Annotated in this window: 14 protein-coding genes; 6 read left to right on the top strand and 8 right to left on the bottom strand. The window is 56.8% G+C overall.

Going from position 1 to position 22,021, the window contains the following annotated elements:
- Positions 1-189: 189 nt before the first annotated feature.
- The 5 genes from ACZYUB_RS14955 to mltA form a co-directional block, all read right to left on the bottom strand.
- Entirely contained in the window at positions 190-3,366 is a 3,177-nt protein-coding gene (locus ACZYUB_RS14955) for an alpha-amylase family glycosyl hydrolase (protein WP_463949052.1), read from the bottom strand.
- A 383-nt stretch (positions 3,367-3,749) separates the two neighbouring features.
- Positions 3,750-4,274, bottom strand: a complete 525-nt coding sequence (locus tag ACZYUB_RS14950) for a phosphatase PAP2 family protein (RefSeq protein WP_463949051.1) — start codon at positions 4,272-4,274, stop codon at positions 3,750-3,752.
- Between the two features lie 131 nt (positions 4,275-4,405).
- A complete protein-coding gene (locus tag ACZYUB_RS14945; protein ID WP_463949050.1) occupies positions 4,406-5,404 on the bottom strand; it encodes a sugar phosphate isomerase/epimerase family protein in 999 nt (332 codons plus the stop codon).
- Positions 5,391-7,178, bottom strand: a complete 1,788-nt coding sequence (locus tag ACZYUB_RS14940) for a putative bifunctional diguanylate cyclase/phosphodiesterase (RefSeq protein WP_463949049.1) — start codon at positions 7,176-7,178, stop codon at positions 5,391-5,393. The genes ACZYUB_RS14945 and ACZYUB_RS14940 overlap by 14 nt, the downstream gene beginning before the upstream one ends.
- A 403-nt stretch (positions 7,179-7,581) precedes the next feature.
- Positions 7,582-8,667 (bottom strand): murein transglycosylase A, encoded by a 1,086-nt coding sequence (gene mltA, locus ACZYUB_RS14935; protein WP_463949048.1) that lies wholly within the window; start codon positions 8,665-8,667, stop codon positions 7,582-7,584.
- Positions 8,668-8,917: 250 nt separating this feature from the next.
- Here mltA and ACZYUB_RS14930 point away from each other — a divergent pair, with 250 nt between their 5' ends.
- Entirely contained in the window at positions 8,918-10,135 is a 1,218-nt protein-coding gene (locus ACZYUB_RS14930) for a glycoside hydrolase family 26 protein (RefSeq protein ID WP_463949047.1), read from the top strand.
- 261 nt (positions 10,136-10,396) lie between these two features.
- Here the strand turns inward: ACZYUB_RS14930 and ACZYUB_RS14925 are convergent, their stop codons facing one another.
- Positions 10,397-11,866, bottom strand: coding sequence for a RimK family protein (locus tag ACZYUB_RS14925; protein WP_463949046.1), 1,470 nt, complete (start codon positions 11,864-11,866; stop codon positions 10,397-10,399).
- A 289-nt stretch (positions 11,867-12,155) separates the two neighbouring features.
- Here ACZYUB_RS14925 and ACZYUB_RS14920 point away from each other — a divergent pair, with 289 nt between their 5' ends.
- Complete coding sequence (locus ACZYUB_RS14920; RefSeq protein ID WP_463949045.1) at positions 12,156-13,250, top strand: GNAT family N-acetyltransferase/peptidase C39 family protein; 1,095 nt, start codon at positions 12,156-12,158, stop codon at positions 13,248-13,250.
- 123 nt (positions 13,251-13,373) lie between these two features.
- On the opposite strand, the gene ACZYUB_RS14915 is transcribed toward ACZYUB_RS14920, so the two are convergent.
- Together ACZYUB_RS14915 and ACZYUB_RS14910 are read right to left on the bottom strand one after the other, a co-directional pair.
- A complete protein-coding gene (locus ACZYUB_RS14915) occupies positions 13,374-14,684 on the bottom strand; it encodes an MFS transporter (RefSeq protein WP_463949044.1) in 1,311 nt (436 codons plus the stop codon).
- 639 nt (positions 14,685-15,323) lie between these two features.
- Positions 15,324-17,093, bottom strand: coding sequence for a metallophosphoesterase family protein (locus ACZYUB_RS14910; RefSeq protein WP_463949043.1), 1,770 nt, complete (start codon positions 17,091-17,093; stop codon positions 15,324-15,326).
- Positions 17,094-17,895: 802 nt separating this feature from the next.
- On the opposite strand from ACZYUB_RS14910, the gene ACZYUB_RS14905 reads away from it, so the two are divergent.
- From ACZYUB_RS14905 to ACZYUB_RS14890, 4 genes are all read left to right on the top strand, one after another.
- Positions 17,896-18,294 (top strand): hypothetical protein, encoded by a 399-nt coding sequence (locus ACZYUB_RS14905; protein ID WP_463949042.1) that lies wholly within the window; start codon positions 17,896-17,898, stop codon positions 18,292-18,294.
- A gap of 972 nt (positions 18,295-19,266) precedes the next feature.
- The gene (locus ACZYUB_RS14900) at positions 19,267-20,259 is read left to right on the top strand and encodes a DUF2971 domain-containing protein (protein ID WP_463949041.1); all 993 of its coding nucleotides are present in this window, start codon (positions 19,267-19,269) and stop codon (positions 20,257-20,259) included.
- A 258-nt stretch (positions 20,260-20,517) separates the two neighbouring features.
- The gene (locus ACZYUB_RS14895; protein WP_463949040.1) at positions 20,518-21,054 is read left to right on the top strand and encodes a hypothetical protein; all 537 of its coding nucleotides are present in this window, start codon (positions 20,518-20,520) and stop codon (positions 21,052-21,054) included.
- A gap of 383 nt (positions 21,055-21,437) precedes the next feature.
- Positions 21,438-21,800 (top strand): hypothetical protein, encoded by a 363-nt coding sequence (locus ACZYUB_RS14890; protein WP_463949039.1) that lies wholly within the window; start codon positions 21,438-21,440, stop codon positions 21,798-21,800.
- The last annotated feature ends 221 nt before the right edge of the window (positions 21,801-22,021 follow it).

The raw sequence follows: 22,021 nt of genomic DNA, 5'->3' as shown, positions 1-22,021 counted from the left end.
CGCGGCAGACCCTCCTGACAAGTTGCGAAGTAACCACAACCTGCAGGCCCCACAGTGAAGACAACAGCAAGAGCGACCATGGGTCTCATCAAGCCCGGGTGGTATTAAGCCGGACACCTTGGCATCCGGCTTGTGGGGTCGGCCATACTCCAGGCCGAACATCTGTTACTCGGCTGAAAGCCGCCGGAGTTACTTCAACCAGTTGCCATCGGCACCGACTTTCCCCGGACCATTCAGCACATAAGCACCGATGGAATACGGGTTGACGGTGAAGGTCAGGCTACCGTTGCCCACCGTGACTTCACGACCGGTCACGGCATCGCGGTAGGTACCGTTCTTGACGCCGGAAACCGTGATGCTCTGGCTGGAGCCCGTGGCCAGACCGACGACCGCATAGCTGGTGCCCGCATCACGGACGAAGCTCATGCCATTGCCCCACTCGTTGACATTCAGCATGGTCCCCTTCTGCAGAGCCGGGACAGCCTTGCGGATCTGGTTCAGACGCTTGATGTGTTGATAGAGCGGATGGGCTTGCAGCGTGGCCCGATTGGCCAGCTTGTCGCCGAAGTAGGCGCGGCCGGTTTGATCCACGGTATCGCTGTTGCCACTGATATCCTGGGGCAAGCCCGCCTGGAACATCACTTCCTCGCCGTAGTAGAGGGAAGGAATACCGCGCACCGTCCACAACAGGTTGTAGGCCAGTGCCGCATTGGCTGGCTCACCGCCATAACGATATTTGAAGTCGTTATCCGGACCCACATCATGGTTCTGGAAGAAGGTTACCAGTTGGGTCGGATCGGCATAGGTCCAGTCATAGTCCAGTACGCCCTTGACGCCGCCGAGCGAGCCCTTGGTGACGTTGTCACGGAAGGTGGAGAACAGCGGGAAGTCAAACACCGAGAGCTTGGAGTCACCGCTGGGCTGGGCCTTGTTGTTGCCGGTACGGGTATACCACCACGGACGGATCTCGGCGGATGCGTTATCGTTGGTGATCTCGGAACCAAACCCGGCACCCTTGACCAGTACTTCGCCGAACACGAACAAGCCTGGCTTATAAGCCTGCCAGTTCTGGGTATAGGTCAGCAGCTCATTGCGCTCGATATGCTTTGCGGTATCCAGACGGATGGCATCGACACCCATATCCAGATACTTGTGGATAGCACCATTGAGGTAATCTTTGACGTTCTGGTTTTCGGTAGCCAGATCGACGCAGTCACCCGCCATATGCTTGCGTTGCAGAGACTTCGGATTTTCCCAATCGCCACCGGACATGAAGCCATCCAGGTGATACCAGGCCGGATCCAGCCCCGCCGCATCGATGCCGAAGAAGCGGTTGGCATCGAAGCCAGCTTTCGGCAGTGTGGTGCCGGTCTTGGGATCGACAAACGGTGTCACACCCTGCGGATCGCTGTTGTGCAGCGCCTGGAACCAGGACGGAGCCACGGCATTGTCGTTGTCATCGCGGTTGGCCGACTTGTAATCCCCCAGGTTGCCCTGATAAGGACCGTTGTTGACCAGGCCCTGAGTCGAACCGGTCGGGACGTAGTACTTGATCGGCAGATGGTCGATCCACACCTCATCGCGAATACCGTATTGGCTGGAGTGGTTGATGACCACATCCTGGATCACCTTCATCCCCTTGGCGTGGGCCGCGTTGATGAAATCCTGGTAAGTCGCATCGGTTGATTCCAGACGAGGATCCACCTTGTACCAGTCATAGGCATGGTAGCCGTGGTAATCCAGACCGGAGCGGTTCTCCACCGGCGGCGTCACCCAAATCGCGGTGAAGCCCAGATCCTTGATGTAATCCAGCTGGGCAATCAAGCCCTTGAAGTCACCGCGCCAGTGCGGATCTCCCGCCTTATAGCGATCGCGGTTGTAGTAGTTGTTGCTGGGGTCGCCATCATTGAAGCGCGCCGTCAGTACAAAGTAGATGGTCTCACCACGGAAATCACCGCTGGAAACCTGAGCCCCTACCGTGTAGGTGAAGGTGCTCTTACCCTGATTCCCCGTCGCATCCACGGCGAGCGTCTTCACCGTCAGATCGGCGGCAGAGCCAGCCACCTTATCCTCGGCGGTGAAAGTCTGACCGCTGTAGAGGGTCGAGCTGGTCGTCGGCTCAGTGCCATCCAGGGTGAAATAGACCTTGGGAGCGGCATCGGTATTGTCGGTCACCGTCAGTTTCACGAACTGGGTCGTGGTGTAGGAACCGGCAGCCGGATCGGCATTCACCACCGGCGCCTGGGTATCCACAACGCCTTGCGCGGTCGCCGTCACCTGCTTGCTGGTGGCGTTGAAGCAGACCTTGTAGCTGGTATCAGCCGAGACTACATAGTCCGCAGCCGGATAGGCTTCGGTCCAGTCGCCCTTATGGTCGATCTTGAAGCGCGGATTGGTGCTGGCGGCGCCAAACTGCTGGGTCGTACAGTAAAGTCCATCGGTACCCAGCGTCATGGCCGTGGTAGCCCAACCATTCGGGGTACCGCGGAAGTACCAGTTGTCGACTGGAGTCGCCGTCAGGGTAAAGGCAAAGCTCTGTTGCTGCTGGTTGCCGGAGGCATCCACGCTCAACGTCTTGATGGTCAGGGTGCCCGTCGCAGGCGAAAGAATGGTTTCACCGGCATAGAGCTTGGACGCTGTCGTCGGTGTAGTGCCATCCAGGGTGTAGTAAATCTTGGCGGCCGTATCCTGATTGTCGCTGACCGTCAGCTTGATGGATTGCGCCCCGACATAGCTACCGGCGGCCGGAGAGGTGGCGGCAACGGGAGCCTGGGTATCGGCAACCTGGCTGGCGGTGGCGGTCACGACCTTGCTGGTCGGATTGATACAGACTTTGTAGCTGGTATTCGCCGCGACCACATAATCGGCTGCCGGATAGGCTTCTTTCCAGTCGCCATAACGGTCAATCTTGAAGCGTGGGCTGGTACTGGCGGCACCAAAGGTCTGGTCACTGCAATACTGGCCATCGGCTTGCAAGGTCATCGCCGTGGCAGCCCAGCTGTTCGAGGTGCCGCGGAAGAACCATTGGCTGACCGGAGTGCTGCTGCAGCTGCTGACCGCCGTGGCTGTCACCGCATTGGTGCTGGTGTTGAACGCTATCTTGTAGCTGGTGTTGGCGTTGACCACATAGTCAGTCGCCGGATAAGAAACACTCCAGTCGCCGTAACGGTCGATCTTGAAGCGCGGGCCACCGGTGGCATCCCCCGAGGTGAAACTCTGGCAGGTTTCGTATTGGGTCGCGGTCACAGCGGTCATGGCGGTCGCAGCCCAACCGTTCGCCGTACCCCGGAAGTAATAGTCCGCCATGGCTGGCAGACTCACGCCAACGAGCAGGCAGGCACCCGCTGGCATCATCCATTTTTTCATGACATTTCCTTGTTGTTGTTGAACCGGAGTGAGCTGAAGCAGAGTCCTGCTTCGCCTTGTTATTTTTTTTATGTGATGAGTGCACACGCATGTGCGCCAGAAAGGCTAAACCTATTGCCTGCTTATTTTCTTATCTATCAACAGTTCTGTGATCGCCGACTTAGTAACCGCTTACAATTTGCGATCGGTAGCGCTTTCAAGCATTGCCCGTGGTGAGATGTAGATGAAAAAATCCAATGGAGACAATAAGTAATAGGATTGGTGGCCGCAAAAAACTGGCGCAAAAACAGGGGACGATCGCGAATCGAAGTCAGGGATTGAAACGAGGGATGGAACAATAGATAGAATGAATAACGAGGCTTAAAAAGCCTCGTTTTATGCAGTTAAAACTGATAATTGAATGCCACGCCCTGCGCTTCATTGTCAAGGATGGTGGGATACAAAGAGAACTGCTGACCACTCGGTGTGGTAAATAAATAGTCAAAACCAACGGCAATGGCCGCTCCGGCAATCACATCACGCCAGTAGTGCTCATGGGCACTGACCCGCGACCAACCGACCGCACCAGCAGCCAGATAAGCCGGAACCCCATATTGCCAGCCATATCGCATCTGCAAGTAGCCAGCGCCACTGAATGCCAGGGCGCTATGGCCGGATGGGAAGCTCTGCTCCTCGCCATTGGGCCGGGTGGCATCCACCGAGTGTTTCAGCACTTCCACCGTCACCACGGTGGAGCCCAGGGCATAACCAAACTGCTGTAGCCCTTCGGTATCGCCCTGATACCAGGAGAAGCCTGCCGCCAATGCCGGCAAGGCATATTGACCGATGTCACCATAGGTTTCGAAGGCACTCTTCGCCTGGACCGGCAATGTCAGAAGGCTTGCCAGTAACAGATATCCAGCTCTCATCCCTGCTCCCGTAATCATCCTGGGCCCGCCACATGCAGGCCCGAAAGGCGCTTATCCTAGCATCGGGATCGACAAAGAACAGAAGAAAAATGGATCGGAATCAAGCCGCAGGTACAACCAGAGAAAATTCCTTATGCCTCAGGCGCAGCCAACAACAGCTCCTGCAACCAGCGCAGTGTCGGCGCGACGACCTCGGCGGCGGGGATGGCATCATCCGATTCGTATTCCAGACTCAGCATGCCCTGATACCCCGACTGCTGCAGGGTTGATAAAAAGCGAGACCAGAAGGCGGCATCATGTCCCTGCCCCGGCAAACAATAGCGCCAACTGCGTGGCCCTTCGCGCTCATCCCGCGGATCCAGTAACCCCCACATCGCCTGTTGCTGCGGATCGGCGCACCAATCTTTGAGATGCACATGGGCCAGTGCGTCCCCGAGCAAGGAAATGGCCTGCACCGGATCCATCCCCTGCCACCAGAAATGGCTCGGATCCAGATTGGCGGCAATGGCCGGGCCACAGGCGGCGCGCAACCGCAGCAGAGTCCCCGGCGAATGCACCAGAAAACCACCGTGCATCTCCAGAGCCAGGGTCACACCCGAATCAGCCGCCAGACGGGCGATATCCTGCCAGTAGGGGATCAGCTGTTGCTCCCAGACCTGGTGATAGTAATCGCTGTTCTCATAGGGCCAGCTGACCACAGGCCAGTTCAAATGGGGCGCAGCACCCGGCGCAGCCAGGCTCCCGCCGACGCCGGAGAAGGTGACCACAGTACGGATCCCCAAGGCCGAAGCTAGCGCTATGGTCTGGCGCAGCGTCTGATCGGCGAGGGCCGCCCGCACCGGATCCGGATGCAGCGGATTACTATGGCAGGAGAGCACCTGAGGGCGCACGCCAGCATCCAGGCACTGTTGCCACCATTGCTGGCGCAAGCTTGGGTTGGCGAGTAAGCGCTCCCGTGGGCAGTGGTAAGCACCAGGGTAGCCGCCCGTGCCCAGCTCCAGATAACGGATGCCCTGCTCGCAGGCATAATCCAGCACGGCAGATAGGGGTTGCGGATTAAACGCCGCACTGAAGAATCCCCACTGCCAGAGTGACGAGACTGGCGGCTGTGGCGACTCAGGCCACGCCACGGGCGCTTCCCAGAAACTGCATCAATTCATCCGAAGGTAATGGCCGGGAGAAATGATAGCCCTGCACCACTTCGACGCCGAGCGACTCGACGAATGCCAGCTCTTCGGAATTCTCCACCCCCTCGGCCACCAGGCTCAAGGAGAGAGAGCGCGCCAGCTGGATGATCGCCTTGACGATCTGCTGGTTGTCCTGATGCTGATGGATATTGGTGACAAAGCTGCGATCGATTTTCAGCGCATCCAGCGGGAAGCGGCTCAGATAACCGAGATTGGAATAACCGGTGCCGAAATCATCGATGCTGATCTTGACCCCCAATTGCCGCAACTGCTCGAAGTAGCGTCGCACCGGGGTTGCCCCCTCCATCACCACTCCTTCGGTCAATTCCAGCTCCAGTCGGGAACCGGGATACCCCAGCCGCGCCATCCGGCTGATCAGCCGGGGCACAAAATCATGTTGATGCACCTGCACCGCCGACATATTCACCGCGATCGGCAACAGGGGTAAGCCCTGCCGCTGCCAGGCCAGATTCTGCTTCATCGCCTCCTCCAGCACCCAATCGCCGATGTCCAGGATCAGTCGGGATTGCTCGGCGACGGGTATGAACTGGTCGGGTGGCACCATGCCCAACTCGGCGTTGTGCCAGCGCAGCAGCACCTCCATACCGACCATCTCATGGCTGCCGGCCTGGATCTTCGGCTGATAATGCAGATAGAACTCGTCGCGCCGGATCGCCTCCTTGAGGTGTTGTTCGATACCGATGCGCCGCAAGTTCTCCTGCCCCATCCGCGAATTGAACTCCACCAGCCGGTTCTTGCCATGGGTCTTGGCGTAGTACATGGCCATGTCAGCATTGCGGATCAGGGTATCGTAGTCGTTACCATCCTCCGGGTAGGTACTCATGCCGATGCTGCAGGAGACGGCGAACTCGACCTCGTTGAGGGTTACCGGCACCTCGAACAGATGGCGCAATTGTTGTCCGGCACGCAGCGCGGCCAGGCGATTGGGTTGCTGACCCAGCACCACCACAAATTCATCACCGCCAAAACGCCCCAGCGCATCATAGGGACCAATGAAACCCTCCAGCCGCTCGGCGATCTGCTTGAGGATGCTATCCCCCACCCCATGCCCCCGGGTGTCATTGAGATCCTTGAAATTATCCAGATCGATGAAGAACAGCGCCACGCACTGATGGGCCAGCTGTGCCCGCTGCAAAATAGAGTCAAAACTGGCGGCCAGAGCCGGACGATTGGTCAGATTGGTCAGGTAATCGTGGTGGGCCATGTGCCGCAGCATCAGTTCGGCACGTTTACGCTCGGTAATATCCCGCGCCATGCCTGCGGTGCCAATCACCTTGCCCTTGCGATCAAACAGCGGCACCTTCAAGGTTTCGGCCCAGGCTTCGCGCCCTCCCTCCCCGGTAATGGTCTCCTCCCGCAGCAGGGACTCGCCACTTTCCAGCACCCGCCGATCGTCGGCGATATAACCGGCAGCGGCATCCGGCGTGGACAGATCATGATCCGTCAATCCGACCAGAGACTTGGGTTGGCGGCCGAAGGTTTTGCCAAACTGGGCATTCACAAACAAGAAGCGCGATTGGGTATCCTTGACCCAGGTCAGATCCGGAATGCTGTCCATCAAGGCCTGCATATGCTCACCCGTCTGGAGCAGATGGCGATTCTCACGCCATGCCCAGAGCAGCAGCAATAATAGCCCGGCCAGTACCAGCAGCAGAGCAGGAACCACCCAAGAATCAAAATCCACACCCGGCAACATACTGGCTTCCTGTAGATGAACGATGAATACGGCCCCTGAAAACCGGACCTGACGAAGCACAGTCCCGGTAGCGGAGCAAAGACAGCAATAGCACCATTAGAGTGGATCCCGATGCAAACGCATACTCTGACCAGTCATTCATGTTCGGAGTTGCAGATGTCATCACGATTCAGAGGTCAAAATGACCCCGCACCGCGAATTAACCCTGATTTATGTAATTGAATTGCAACACAAAAAGCCTCATTTAGAGCCCACCCCATCGATGTGAACAAGGTGCGAAATAAAGTTCCGCGCCAGTGGCGAAAGAGCCACATAACCCCCTGCCGAACCTGCTTACCGCGACAAAAAAAGGCCCCGGAGCAATCGGGGCCTGATGAAACATGTATGGTGGTGGCGACTGACATCAGCCGGCGCTGCTGACTCGCATCCATTCCGGGCTCGGCGCCGACCAACGCTTGGGCCACAACACCCTCAAATCCAGTGGTGATTGCAGCCGCCCCGCCAGCTCATCGGCCAGGTCACCATGCCCCAGGAACAGATCGGCCCGCACCCGGCCCTTGATGGCGCCGCCCTTATCCTGGGCGATCACCAGCCGGGAAAACGGTGTCTGATCCGGCCACTGGCTGCGGATCTTCAGCGGCGTACCCAGGGGGATGTGGCGCGAGTCCACCGCCACACTGCGGTAGGGTGTCAACCCGGCTTTGAGCGCCATGGCGCCCGGCGGACCGACGTGCTTCTCCTGCCGCCGGTCGATGTCATAGAAGACATAGGATTCATTGTGCTGGAACAGCCAGTCGACCCGATCCGGATTGCGCTCCACCCAGGCCTTGATCGCCTGCATGCTCATCTGCTCGCGGGGCACTTCACCGGCGTCGATCAATACCCGACCAATCGAGGTATAGGCGCGATTGTTCTTGGTGGCATAGGTCAGTTTCACCGTGCTGTTATCCGGCAACACCACCCTTCCGGAGCCCTGCACGCCGAGGCTGTAGGCATCAAACTTGTCGCAATACATCAGCACCGCCCGCCGCAGCGCCGACGATGGCGCCGTCTCGATCTGGCGCCGGGTCAGATAGGGCACTCCCTTGCGCAGATCGCTGGGCGTGCCATATACCGGATAGTTGAGGCGTGCCGTCGGCCGCCAGCTGCAGCGCAATTGCGCCTCCATATAACCGGTCAACAGACCGTGGCCATCATCCAGGGCATATTCATCAAAGTTCTGCTGGAAGAAACGAGCGGCGGCGGTAGGCGTCTTGGCGGTGCGCTGGGCTTGCCAGCACAGGCTCTGCCACTGCATACCCAGGCGCGGACAGGAGTTGAGAAACGCCTGCAACGCCTCTTGCTGCTGCCGATCCTCCCCGACCAGCGAGGCCGGGAGTCGATGGGTGACTGGCTTGGCGGCCGGACGGGAGGCGACCGAGGAGGGAACCGGAGGCGTGGAGGAACAGGCGGCCACCAGCAGCAGGCAACCGAGTAACTTCTTGGACATACGTGGATCCTGATAACAGTTCAATGGCCAATCACGGCACAACTGCCGCACAGCATAATCGATTTGTCCCCGCAGGCAGAAGCATGAGTCTCAGATCACAAACCTTTACAAAATTTAAAGCCCTCAATGAGTCTTTATCTGGCGCTATGGCAAGCTAGCGACCGTGGTTCAATTATTGACCACACAGTCAATCCATACTCACTCGTTCCATTCATAACAACATCAATAAAACTCCAGCAAGGATGACGCGATGACGATAAAAACAGCACAGGGATCTCGACGCCCCACCGCAACACTGGTTCCGTTCCTGGTCAGTGCACTGTTACTGGCCGCCTGTGGGGGCGGCGGTGATAAAGAACTGCACACTGACGTCTACAAGGCAACCAGCCAAGCCAGCGATCCAGCCGCCACCCCGGCGGCACAAAGTGTCATGAAGTACCTGGCGGCGCTGAGTAACGACACCATTCCGGGCGTGCTGGCCGGTCAGAATACCGGCCACGGCGATCAGATCCTCAACCTCACCGGCACGGTCGGCTATGCACCGCTCATCGATGAGCTGGAGCTACAGACCGGCGAGGCCCCGGCCGTAGTAGGCCTGGATTACGAATATGACCAGATCTTCACCCCGACCCAGCTGAGCAACGCCAACCAGAAGCTGATCGAGCACTGGCAGGCCGGGGGTCTCGTCACCATCAACTGGAGCCCGAATAATCCCTGGTGGAATGACGAAAGCGATCTGACCCACAATCCCGGCGGCGGTAATCTGACCCGCACCTCCGGTGGCGATATGACCCAGGTCAAGCTGGCCGATCTGGTCACGGCCGGAACCAGCGCGCACACCGTCTGGCGCACCAAGCTCGACCGTATCGCGGCCGCGCTCAAGGAGTTGCAAGATGCTGGCGTGGTCGTACTGTGGCGCCCGATGCAAGAGATGAATGGCAGCTGGTTCTGGTGGGGCATCAGCACCCAATCCAGCAGTTGCAGTGGCTACACCAATCTGTGGAAGGACATGTACACCTATTTCACCCAGGTGAAGGGGCTACACAACCTGCTGTGGGTCTACTCCCCCAACCGTGGTCCGGAAACCACCAATGAAAGCTACGGCATCGCCTCGGTCGACTGGTGCTATCCGGGGGCAGACTATGTGGATGTGGTTGCTGGCACCCGCTATAACGACTCCCTCTCCATCGCCGATTACAGCAAATACAAGTCCTTCGACAAACCGCTGGGCATGGGGGAATACGGCCCGACCCTGGGCGGTACAGCCGCGACCGCAGGCAGCTATGACACCCGCAACTATGCCACCACCCTGGCCAAGTATCCGGCCATCGGCTACTGGGTCAGCTGGCATGACTGGAACAATGGCGACGGTACCCGGGAGCATCAGGCCATGGTGGGCAATCTCAACACCACAGAGCTGCTGCAAGATAGCGCCGTCATCACCCGCAGCGAGGTCAAACTGAACTAAGGCACCGAGTAACCTCACGCCATCAGGTCCGAACCATTGAAGTGACAAGGCGGAGCCACAGGCTCCGCCTTGTTGATCTGGCGAGGAAGAAAATAGAGGAGCTAGAGCCCTACGACTTGTCAGCTAAGAGGTTCAGGAGAGACAGCCTCTCTCACCAACTCGCCGTAAATCCTTCCCTGGGGGCTCGATGGCGGCATCCCTGCCGCCAACGGTTGGCTCAACAGGCTATCTCTCCTTCGCTAAGGCAACCTGGCATTGGCGCTACAGCCCGCGCTGCTGCAGGCGGCGCAGAAACTCCAGCATCACCCGCTCGTAGATGAGTTCCCCCATCACATGATCCTCGATGCCGCGATCAATATTCGGGTTGTCGTTGATCTCGATGACATAGGCCTTGTTGCCCCGCTGTTTGATATCCACGCCGTACAGCCCATCGCCGATGAGATTGGCGGCTCGCAACGCGGTTTCCCGCACACAGCGCGGTACCGACATCACATCCAGCGTCTCCCAGCCACCAGCATTGAAGCTGCCGCCCTCCTTGTGCTGGTAGATCTGCCAATGGCCCTGGCTCATATAGTATTTGCAGGCAAACAGCGGCTGCCGATCCAGCACGCCGATACGCCAGTCAAAGTCGGTATACATATATTCCTGGGCCAGGATCAGCGACGAATCATTCATCATCGCCAGCGCCTTGCTCTCCAGCTCCTCGGCGGTGCTGACCTTGTGTACGCCGCGAGAAAAGGAGCCATCCGGCAGTTTCAGGATGCAGGGCAAGCCCAGATCGTGGATGGTCTTCTCCACCCAGTTCTTCTCCCCGGCCCGCAGGACCCGGGTCTTCGGCGTCGGCACCTTGTGCTTCTCCAGCAACTCGGCGAGATAAACCTTGTTGGTGCAGTACATGATGGAGGCCGGATCGTCGATCACCACCAGCCCCAGCTTCTCGGCGCGGCGGGCAAACTGGTAGGTGAAGTCATCGATGTTGGTGGTGGCGCGGATAAACAGCGCATCGTACTCACCGAGCCGGCCCAGCTGATCCTTGTCGATCAGCTCGACATTGATCCCCAGCCGCTTGCCGGCGCGGATGAAGCGCTTGATCGCCAGCAGGTTGGAAGGCGGCATATGCTCCTCCCGATCGATGAGGATCGCCAGATCGTAGCGATAGCGTTTGTGATGGGTCGGCTGACGCCAGATCTTGCGCGAGAAGCGCTCCAGGGCGGCGGCAAACTGGTCTTGCTGGCCATTTTCCAGGCGATGAAACGAATAGGGGGCAATACTGACCAGTTGCCAGCCATGAGAACCATGCCGGAACTGCACCGCCATCACCGGCAACGGGTACTGGTCGAACAGCTGGCGCGCCATTTTCTGCAACGCCGGTACATCGGTCTGGCCGAAATAGAACAACAGTTGGACGTTCTCGCAAGGGTGACCGGCAAAGGCCAGATCCAGCGCCTCGTTCATGCCATGGATCACCATCAACTGCTGCTCGCGATTAGCTATTTCGTTGATGGTGCGCAGGGTGGGCAGAATGCGGTGGCCGCGAGCCTCGGCCAGCAGGGTGCAGTAGTAGCCGATACTCTGGTACTCATAGGTTCGGCACAGGTTGATGACTTGGGTATTGCGTGCGGCCTTGTCGCTGCGATGGTCGAGATAATCGCCCACGCTGACGACGCTTTCCGAGGGGAAATAGGCAGCCCAATCTGATTTTTTTTCCGTGACTATAAGAAACTTGGCCATACAGACTCCAAGTTGAACAGCAACGGTATCCGGCACGGCGCAGGAGGGAGGTCGGATACGACCCGGCAGTAGAGTCTGCCGCAAGAAGAAGGGCGTTGGATACAACAGGCTCTCAGCCGAGCAGCATGCTATGCCCGTCACACTTTACCCGTCAAGGGCATAGGCCTATGATCTGGCGTCGTATGGGCTTCACTCTTTGGCCTGCCTACCCCCTGATCGCATTTGTCGCATTTGCTTCACCGGGCAGACATTTGCTGGCCCCCTCCTCGCGCCCATGCTTGAGGTCGATATGGTTCTGATCCGCGTTGCTGTCCCCGATGATCTCGAAGCGCTGCTGGCGCTGGAACTCTCCTGCTTTCCCGGCGATCGTCTCTCGGCGCGCCAATTCCGCCGTTTTATCAAGAGCGATACCAGCCGCACCCTGATCGCCGAGCAGGACGGCCAACTGCTCGGTTATGCCCTGGTGCTGTTTCACCATCGCACTCACTTGGCGCGCCTCTACTCGTTGGCGGTGGCAGGCGCGCAGCGCGGTCAGGGCATAGGCCATCAACTACTGGCAGCCAGTGAGGCGGCGGCGGTGGCGCTGGGCTATATCACCCTGCGCCTGGAGGTGCGGCAAGATAACGACGAGGCCAAGCGCCTCTATCTGCAACAGGGCTACCGGCCGATCCGCGTGCTGGCCCACTATTACGATGATGCCGCCGACGGCGTGCGCCTGGAGAAGCGGCTGCAGCCCGGGAAACTCCCCCATCTGCTACCCATCCCCTACTACGCCCAGACCCTGCCGTTCACCTGTGGCCCGGCCTGCCTGCTGATGGCACAGGCGGCGCTGCAGCCCGAGTTTGCCCTGAGCCGCCGCCACGAGGTGCAGATCTGGCGCGAGGCCACCACAGTGTTCATGACCACGGGCCACGGCGGCTGCTCGGCGCTGGGCCTGGCACTGGCCGCCCATCGCCGCGGCCTGCATCCTCGCGTCTGGATCAGCCAGACCTGCACCCCCTTCCTGCGCGGGGTGCGCAGTGACAGCAAGCGTCAGGTGATGGAGCTGGTGCAGGGCGATTTCGAGCAGCAACTGGCCGAGGCAGGCATCATGCCCACGGTGCGGCGGCCGGGTCTGGAAGAGCTGGAGCAGGAGCTAAAGAGCGGTCATCCGGTGCTGGTGCTGATCAGCACCTGGCGGCTGACCGGCGACAAGGCCCCGCACTGGGTGGTGCTCATCGGCATGGATGCCCAGTTCGTGTTTTTCCATGATCCAGACGTCGACAGCAGCCGGGATCGCCTGGCCTCGGCCATGCAGGTGCCGGTGCGGCGCGATGACTTCTACGCCATGATGCAATACGGCAAGGAGCGCTTCAGCGCCGCGCTGGCGCTCAGCGCCGGTTAGTAGAGCTCAGCGCCGGTGAGCAGAGCGGGCGGCAAGTCGTCCAATCCGGTAACCGGCCCATCCGCCAGAAACGACACCGCCACCAGAAGGTGGCGGTGTCGGCACAACTCGCAGCTCTGTCGATCAGGCCGCTTCGGCTTGCAGGCGCAGGGCACCGCGCTGACGCCACCACAGGTAAGCGCCGATGCCAAAACCCAACCCGCACAGGCTGACCACATAGTAGGCCGGCGCCAGCATATCTTTGGCCAGCCACAGGGTCACCAGCATGGGGGTCAGACCGCCAAACACCGCGTAGGCCACGTTGTAAGAGAAGGACAAGCCGGAGAAGCGCACCGCCGCCGGAAAGGCATTCACCATCACATAGGGCACGGCGCCGACGATACCGACACAGAATCCCGCCTGGGCATAATGCAGCAGCAGATCGCTGGTGCCGCCTTGCAGACCGCTGTAGAAATTCCAGGTGGTCAGCGCCAGCAGCACAGAGCCGCCCATAAAGGTGACGCCGCTACCCAGCCAGTCGATCAGTCGTCCGGCGACGATACAACCCAGCGTCAGCGCCACAATCGCCAGCGAGTTGGCCTTGAGCGCCTCGGGCGGCGTCAGGGCATAGACCTTCTGCAAATAGGTGGGCGTCATCAGGATCACCACCACAATCCCGGCCGAGAGCAGCCAGGTCAGCAGCATGGAGACCACCACCGCCGCTTTGTGATCCCGCAGCACCGCCTTGAGCGGCATCTCGGCGGCCAGCGCCTTGCGCGCCTGCAGCTCGGCAAATACCGGCGTCTCATGCAGCCAGCGCCGCAGATACATGGCGATGATGCCAAACACCCCGCCCAGCACGAACGCCAACCGCCAGCCCCACACCACCACCTCTTCCTTGGGGATCTGGGTATTGATCGCCGTGGCGACCAGGGATCCCAGCAGGATACCGGCGGTCAAGCCTGCGGTCAGGATGCCGCACGCCAGCCCGACTCGCGCCGCGGGCACATGCTCGGCGACAAACACCCAGGCCCCCGGCACTTCGCCGCCGATGGCCGCGCCCTGCAAGATCCGCAGTCCCAACAGCATGATGGGAGCAGCAATGCCGATGGCGGCATAGGTGGGCAGCAGGCCGATGAGCAGGGTCGGCACCGCCATCATAAAGATACTCAGGGTAAACATGCGCTTGCGGCCAATTTTGTCGCCAAAGTGCGCCATGATGATGCCGCCCAGCGGCCGTGCCAGATAACCGGCAGCAAAGATGCCGAAGGTCTGGAATTGGCGCAGCCAGTCGGGAATATCCGCCGGGAAGAAGAGATCGCCGATGATGACGGCAAAGAAGACAAAGATGATGAAGTCATAGAACTCCAGCGCGCCCCCCAAGGCCGCCAGTGACAGTGTCTTGAAATCCTGCCCGGTCAGGGTTCTGGCCGGAGTCGAGATCGAATTCAACATATCCTTATGTTTCCCATAGCATTTTGATAAAGACATTCACTATGCGACTGCGGGCTGGGGCTGTAAATCGCGGAATCTGCAATGTGGCCTTGCAAGTTCTGGGGCCTGGGCGGCTGGCCATGCCGCCGATCCTGGCTGATCGGCCAGCCTGCCGATTCGGCGGCCCGAGGTGGCCAGTTTCGACTTAGCCGGTTCCGACTTGGCCGGTTCGGTTCCGCCCTGTCGGCTGCGGCGATTGGCCAACCTGCCATTGGCGGGGGCGGCAAGGGGGCAAAAGGCCCTGCCCCCTTGACCCCTGGCCGTTGGTTTATGCCGACTGTCGGGAAAGCCCCGGGCTCCGGGATTCTCTCCACCGGCCGGTCGCCACACGCCATCCCTGGCGTGACGCTCCCTGTTGCGGTCATCCTGACCGCGCCCCGATTCCGTTCACCCCGCCACCCGGCCCGACAGACGGCTTGGGGTTTGGGTGTGTAAGTCTGACGAGCAAAGGCGGCATTTATGCACGGTCATGGCACAGCAGAGGGCTTGGAGTTTGGGTGATGAGTTCAGGATGAAGAGCCAAGTAGATCAAGATGGATCGCATGGGGAAGTGACCGGCGGGGGGCCGCCGGTCGGTGGGTCGGGTTGCTTGCGAGGGAGTTACTGGGCTTGCAGGGTGCCGGTGGTCAGGTCGATGCGCACGTTGCGATCCGGGGTCGGATCATTGACCACGCCGTAACCGACCAGGCCGATCAGGGGAACCATCTGGCTGAACTGGGCCAGCACGCTGTCGGGCACCTGGCCTTGCAACTGCATGGCGGTAAGCTGCGCCGTCATCAGCGCCTGCAACTGAGTGGCATTGACCTGGGTCAGCCAACCGATGGCAAAGCGCTGACTGGCGCCCAGCGCCGGATTGCTGCCCTCATCCCCGGCATAGTGGGCCTTGAGCAGGGTGGAGATGAGCGTGGTCAGGGTGGTGGCCTGCAGTTGGTCTTTCGTCACGCCGCTCGGCAGTGCCGCCAGCATGGCCGCCTCCCCTTGCGCCTGATCGGCCTGCGGATCCAGCCCCTGACCGACCAGATAGAGGTCGCACATCAGGCTCCACAGCGGGCGCTTGAGCAGCAGGGCATCCAGCAGATTGGCCAGCGAGTCCGGCACCTCCAGCCCCAGAGCCGCCAGCAGGTTATTCGCCATGGCATCGACCAGCGCCTCGAGACCGGCCTCCGGCACGTCGGCCTGCACCGTCTCGATATCGGTATTCACGCTCAGGGTCTTGCTCGGCAAATCCAGCACCAGCTGACGCATCGAGGCGGGATAGCTGACGGTGGCCCCGGTCTCGATATCAATCAGAAAGTTGCCATTGCCATAATCGCGGCGCGCTATGTCGTTGGCATGGAAGTGACCGGTCAGCAGCAGGTTCACCCCGGCCTCGGCCAGCGCCCGCGACACATATTCGCTGCTGGTCTGATAGGGGATCTGCCCCGTGCTGCCATCGGCGGCAGTGAAGGTCTCGACATAGGGCGACCACTGCAATCCCTGCAGGTAGGAGGCCTTGCCCGCACCATCCAGCACATAGTCGGGGATCAGCAGGTTCTGGCCGGTAAAGTGTTCAATGCCGCCAAAGTGGCTCATGGTCAGCAGCACCTTGCCCTCGGCCTTGGCACGGGCGGCCATGGTTTTGACCCAGGCCCAGGTCTGCGCCCGTTGCGGCGCCAGCAGAGAGCCGCCGGTCGGCGGATAGTCCTGCCGTCCGGCCTCCGTGGACCAGTTGCTGGTCGCCTGCGGCAAGGAGCTATTGGCCAGATCCAGCGCCAGCACCCACAGTCCCGGCACCGGCTCGCTGACATAGGAGAAGGAGTGGTCATCGCGGGCCACCGCATCCTTAAAGCCGAAGTCGGCATAGAAGCGGTCGAAGCGTGGCACATCATACAGCGGCGTACCGTCGCTGTGCTCCATATAAGGAGCTATGGATCCGACCTCGGCTCCCAGACTGTTCTGCTCGAGGAAGATGGAGCCACTCGTGCCATAGGGATTGTTCATATCGTGATTGCCGGGGATCAGCAGCACCTTGACGCCCTTGGCCTGCACCTGGGTGATCGCCTCACGCAACCACTCGTGGGAGTACTGTTCGCCATCCTTGGTCAGGTCGCCGGTGATGAGAATGAGCTGATTGCCCGCCGCGACCAGTCGATCCAGCGCCGACTGCACCAGGGCCTGGCTCTGCAAGAAGGCCTTGCGATCCTTGCCGATGGCCTCTTCATAGGCCGGCTCACCCGGCACCCCGCCCAGCTTGACCGCATCGAATACATGCACGTCACTGATGACGCCAATCTTGACCACGCTTGGCGGGGCCTTTGTTTCGGCGTCATCGCCACACCCTGCTAACAGCAGGGCCGCTGTCAGTGCAGATAAAACCAATCCCGAGCGCATGGTGGAACTCCATTCTTGTTTTTGGAGTACTGACTCTAGAGGGGGAATATGACGTCCAATTGACGCCTGTGTGACAGGGAGACGAGGGCTGTCTCCCTGGCTCTCAGCCCGGCTCGGCGATAGCGGCCCTGTCGTCGGGCCGATCGACCGCTGCCCGACCCGGCAGATGACGGCTGGTTTCGGCCCCTCCCCCGTAGGTCGGACTGAGTTGGGCGAAGCCCGACGTTTACCGCGTGGTGATACGGTTTGATTCGGTTCCGGCTTGATTGGGTTTCGACTTGATCCGGTTCCGCCCTGGTCGGCTGAGGGGATTTGCCAACCTGCCGTTGGCGGGGGCGGACCAAGGGGGAAAAGGCCTCCCCCTTGGCAATCCCGGGCCTTGGCGTATGCCGACTGTCGAGAAAGCTCCGGGCTCTAGGGCTCTCTCCACCGGCCGGGAGCCACACGCCATCCCTGGCGTGACGCTCCCTGTTGCGGTCATCCTGACCGCGCACCGATTCCGTTCACCCCGCCACCCGGCCCGACAGACGGCTTGGGGTTTGGGTGATGAGGGGCAAATGGCAAAAGCCGGTCATCCTGACCGCGCACCAGATTTGGGGGAATAGGGGCAATAGATGGACTCGAAAATCTGAACTATTGCTCGGTTTTTTGAATCCTATAAACGCGGGAATAGAGAGTTATCCTTTGAGACCCAAACGATTAAAGTACTCCGCAGAATTTTCCGATATATGAGATCCGGAAAATACCGTTTCAAAAATAATATTAACCTGTCACATCATTATAAAAAACATCAAGGAAGATAATGAATAAATTATTTGCCACAGGGTTGGTTGCTGCCATTACCCTCACTTCAGGCTGTTCATCGATCATAAATGGCACAACAGATACGCTTTCTGTGCGTTCATCAAATAGAGAAGCCAAAATTTATATTAATGGCGTCCCTATGGGAACCGAAGGCAGTGTATTTACCGCCAAGCGTGGTGAGAATTATATATTGGAAGCCAAAGCAGATGACTGTCAGACCGGCACCATCCAGACAACCCACACATTTGACGCCACTTCATTGCTTGGGATATTGATCGATTTTGGCATTTTCTCGATACCCATAGATTTAATTTCCGGCGCAGCCTGGAAACCAAGCCAGTCCGTATATATGGTCAACCCAGTATGCGCACCACAGAAACCTATTCAGGTCGGATAAAAACTAATCTGATGCGGCATAACAGACTAACTCCATAGTACGCCCTCATATTGTTTCCCATATGAATTTCAATATTCACCGTTTCCAGCTGGATTCGGTTTCGGCTTGATCCGGTTCCGCCCCGTCGGCTGCGGCGATTTGCCAACCTGCCGTTGGCGGGGGCGGGTTAAGGACCGAAGCCGCGGTCCTTAACAATCCTGCGGCTGGGTGTATGCCGACTGTCGGGAAAGCCCCGGGCTCTGGGATTCCCTTCACCGGCCGGTCGCCACACGCCATCCCTGGCGTGACGCTCCCTTTTGCGGTCATCCTGACCGCGCACCGGCTGCGTTCACCCCGCCACCTGGCCCGACAGACGGCTTGGGGTTTTGGTTTATTTGAAACGAGCAAAAGCGGCGTTTACTCCATCCCTTCTGTTTTAGAACGAAGGATGGTTTAGCTGATGAATTCAGGGTAAAGAGCCGAGATCTTGTAGGAGCCATTAGCGCAGCGTAATCGCTCGCATGGGGCTATTGAACTTGCAGGTTAAAAGGCAAACCCCAGATTGGCGGTCAAAATGTGAGCCCACTCATGTGAATCCATTTTCCCCAACGAAAAAAGTGCGGTAGCGTAGGAAATCAAATTACTCAAGGTTACTGTCAGCCATAACAGCTCCACCGAGATCGCACCTGGCACTGTGGCGGCCGCAAGCCCCTGCGGTAGCCATAACTGTTGCTGACTAAATCGCTCGAACCCCGCACGCCGATACGGCCACGGGACACGAGAATATGCACAAAAGGCCCGAGTGAAGCTCACTCTTAGATAGGGAAGCCAGTCGCCTCCTATCATGCCAGACAGATGAAGAGAAATAACTCAATGGATTGATTGGATGTATTTTTCGAGACAATCAAATAAATGGAATGCGAGAATGCAGCCACATAAACAGGAAATGTTTTCGCACAAAATAATCGCTAGCTTTCATTTTGAGTTACAAACATGTTGAATAAATTATTCAAGTATACATCTTTAAGGCTGGAATTTTTTGATAGCTTATTAATCAGAGCAAGCCAAAAATACGCGCTCAATGACCCATTTGAACTTAGACCAAGTCAAGTAAATAACAACACAGAACTATATGAGAAAGAATTTGAAACTCTATCTGATGCCTCATATTTTGATTATTCCGTTGCATCTTTTTCTGAGACCAATAACAACTTGCTAATGTGGTCTCATTATGCTGAGCAACACAAAGGGATTGTTATAGAGTTTGACCTAACAAAACCACTACTAGAAAAGTATCAAAGTTATAACGTTCTCACGTCAAAACTAGATAAATATGGTGAAGAAAACCTAGTAATAGATGAAGATGAAACAAGAAAAAGACTAGCTTTGAATGTAGGTAAAACACAAAGAGTAAGATATAACTCGAAACGACCCAGCATAGATAAATTTGAATCAATCCTAGAGCACTTCTTAATAAAAAGTGAAGAATGGATTTATGAGAAAGAGCATCGAGTAATTCTTCCTTTAGTTGCTGCAGAAAAAATAATTGTTCATCATGATTATTTACCCAAGATTGAGTTTACCCTTTATGATAGTGACTCTCTTGAAAAGACAGAACTAAATAATGGAATGTATCTTATCAACTTGAGAGATGTTACGGATCAAGAGGGCAATCGATACCTAAGAGACATGAATGAGATGGACATGTATGCACCAGCTGAAGACCTGAAGTACTCTTTTATTGAATCCATGTATTCAGAATATTTAAAGGACATATCTAGGGATCCAAGAACTATCTTTCTATATAAAATACCAGCTGAATCAATAAAATCAATTTATTTTGGATGCAGAGCGGATCCTGAACAGAAAACAAAAGCCATTGATAAGATTTTATCATCAAAAGAATTATCTCACGTGGACATTTTTGATTCCATCCCTAGTGCTGACAGATTCGAAATTGAATTCAGACCATTAAAGAAATTTTGAAATTGAAAAGCCCGTAGGGCGCAATAGCGTAGCGTATTGCGCCGAAATAACAAATAATGGAAACACCGATAACCAATAATAAAAGACCATGGACTATCGATGGTTCCGTGAGCGGGCACCTATTTTTACCATTAACTTTCGGCGGAGACATAATAATTTATAGCTGGTCGATAAATTTAATTGTTGCGACATGTTATGGTCATTATTAAATCTGGCGCAATACGCTTTGCTATTGCGCCCTACTTGCTGGAGAAATCCGTGTCAACATTGATTAGAACCCTCACTCTTCTCGTCGCCCTATTTCTAGCAGGCTGCGCCAATTTTAATGTTCCAAGTGATTACTCTCTGGCACACAACAAAGGCAAAGGGCTTATTGTTATGTCCTTAACACATTCTCTAAGTAGCGTGATTGTTGACTACCGACCGGTGGAAGATGGGAAGCAAGGGGATGGAGCATTTATGACCGGGAATATGCAAGATCCAATGGATTGGAACCACCCCAAAGGACGCCTGGTGGTAGCGGAACTCCCAGCTGGGAATTATGAACTTTATCAGTGGCGCTCAGAAGGTATAAACGTGACATATACCTCAAAAATATTTTCAATTCCTTTCACCGTTGCTAGTGGCAAAGCTACTTACATTGGCAACCTCTTCGTTAATATTGATGAATCGACTTCAATCTATAAATTAGAAGTAGCGGATAAATCAGAAAGAGACATTCCGTTGTTAATCAGCAGATACCCTAACATCAAAGACAATGATATTGTTAAGGATATATCGAGAATTTTTCATTGATCATATGAAATAGTACTCAGGTGCCAATTCTGCTCACAAATAGCCCGTAGGGCGCAATAGCAAAGCGTATTGCGCCGAATAAAAAAAATAATGGCAACACCGATAACCAACAATAAAAGACCATGGGCTGTCGATAGTTCCATAAGCGGGCACCTATTATTTACTGTTAGCTTTCGACGAAAACATAATAAATTCCATCTAGTCGAGAAAAATTATTGTTGAGATATGTTATGACCATTATTAAATCTGGCGCAATACGCTTTGCTATTGCGCCCTACTTGCTATTCCGCGGCGCGGATTAGGGTGACGAGGTGTGGTATCAGTTCGGGCAAATGGCATTCATTGAAAATCAAGAAAGAGCAAAATAAGGATCAAGGACTATTATGTTGGCATTGATTCAACCCATATCCGATATGCTGATGTGGTTTTTCTTTTGGATTGGAATTCCAGCGCTGCTTATTTCCATGCTGTGCATTCTTGGATTTCAATACAAGGCACGTCTCAGCTTGGCATTATCTCTGGTTGGTTTTATTGCGTTGGCAGGTTTTATCATCAGTCTGAATTTGAGTGGTTTAATATCGGGTGAGACATTAGCCATCACCAAGTCTGGCCCAACCATGGTTAAAAAATCAGAGCATGCAATAACCTATTGGCTCACAACTCTGGTCTGGTTTTCCGCGGCCTTTGCACTCCTGGCATTCTGCCTAAAAAAGTTAGTGGTTATTCTTTTTCAGCCCCAGCACTGATCCGCAAGGACAGGGCGCACCGCAAGCATCGCAGCCCTTCATCGCACAAACCCAAAGCCGTCTGCAGAGCATCGAGCGCAACCAGCTCTTGCTCGTTGCAATGACGCCCAAACCCAAAGCCGTCTGCCGGGCATCGCGCGCAACCAGCTCTTGCTCGTTGCAATGACACCTAAACCCGAAGCCGTCTGCCGGGCCGGGTGAAGGGGTGGCTGGAGCCGGTG

This window comes from Pseudaeromonas sp. HNCC25DJ182 (assembly GCF_055413365.1).
This window is presented reverse-complemented; position numbering and strand designations above follow the sequence as displayed.

Excerpts from the sequence above, each read along its gene's own strand:
- ACZYUB_RS14905 (WP_463949042.1), top strand. The coding sequence starts at position 17,896 with ATGAATAAATTATTTGCCACAGGGTTGGTTGCTGCCATTACCCTCACT.
- ACZYUB_RS14915 (WP_463949044.1), bottom strand. The coding sequence starts at position 14,684 with ATGTTGAATTCGATCTCGACTCCGGCCAGAACCCTGACCGGGCAGGAT.
- ACZYUB_RS14890 (WP_463949039.1), top strand. The coding sequence starts at position 21,438 with ATGTTGGCATTGATTCAACCCATATCCGATATGCTGATGTGGTTTTTC.
- ACZYUB_RS14925 (WP_463949046.1), bottom strand. The coding sequence starts at position 11,866 with ATGGCCAAGTTTCTTATAGTCACGGAAAAAAAATCAGATTGGGCTGCC.
- ACZYUB_RS14950 (WP_463949051.1), bottom strand. The coding sequence starts at position 4,274 with ATGAGAGCTGGATATCTGTTACTGGCAAGCCTTCTGACATTGCCGGTC.
- ACZYUB_RS14920 (WP_463949045.1), top strand. The coding sequence starts at position 12,156 with ATGGTTCTGATCCGCGTTGCTGTCCCCGATGATCTCGAAGCGCTGCTG.
- ACZYUB_RS14900 (WP_463949041.1), top strand. The coding sequence starts at position 19,267 with ATGTTGAATAAATTATTCAAGTATACATCTTTAAGGCTGGAATTTTTT.
- ACZYUB_RS14955 (WP_463949052.1), bottom strand. The coding sequence starts at position 3,366 with ATGAAAAAATGGATGATGCCAGCGGGTGCCTGCCTGCTCGTTGGCGTG.
- ACZYUB_RS14930 (WP_463949047.1), top strand. The coding sequence starts at position 8,918 with ATGACGATAAAAACAGCACAGGGATCTCGACGCCCCACCGCAACACTG.
- mltA (WP_463949048.1), bottom strand. The coding sequence starts at position 8,667 with ATGTCCAAGAAGTTACTCGGTTGCCTGCTGCTGGTGGCCGCCTGTTCC.
- ACZYUB_RS14910 (WP_463949043.1), bottom strand. The coding sequence starts at position 17,093 with ATGCGCTCGGGATTGGTTTTATCTGCACTGACAGCGGCCCTGCTGTTA.
- ACZYUB_RS14940 (WP_463949049.1), bottom strand. The coding sequence starts at position 7,178 with ATGTTGCCGGGTGTGGATTTTGATTCTTGGGTGGTTCCTGCTCTGCTG.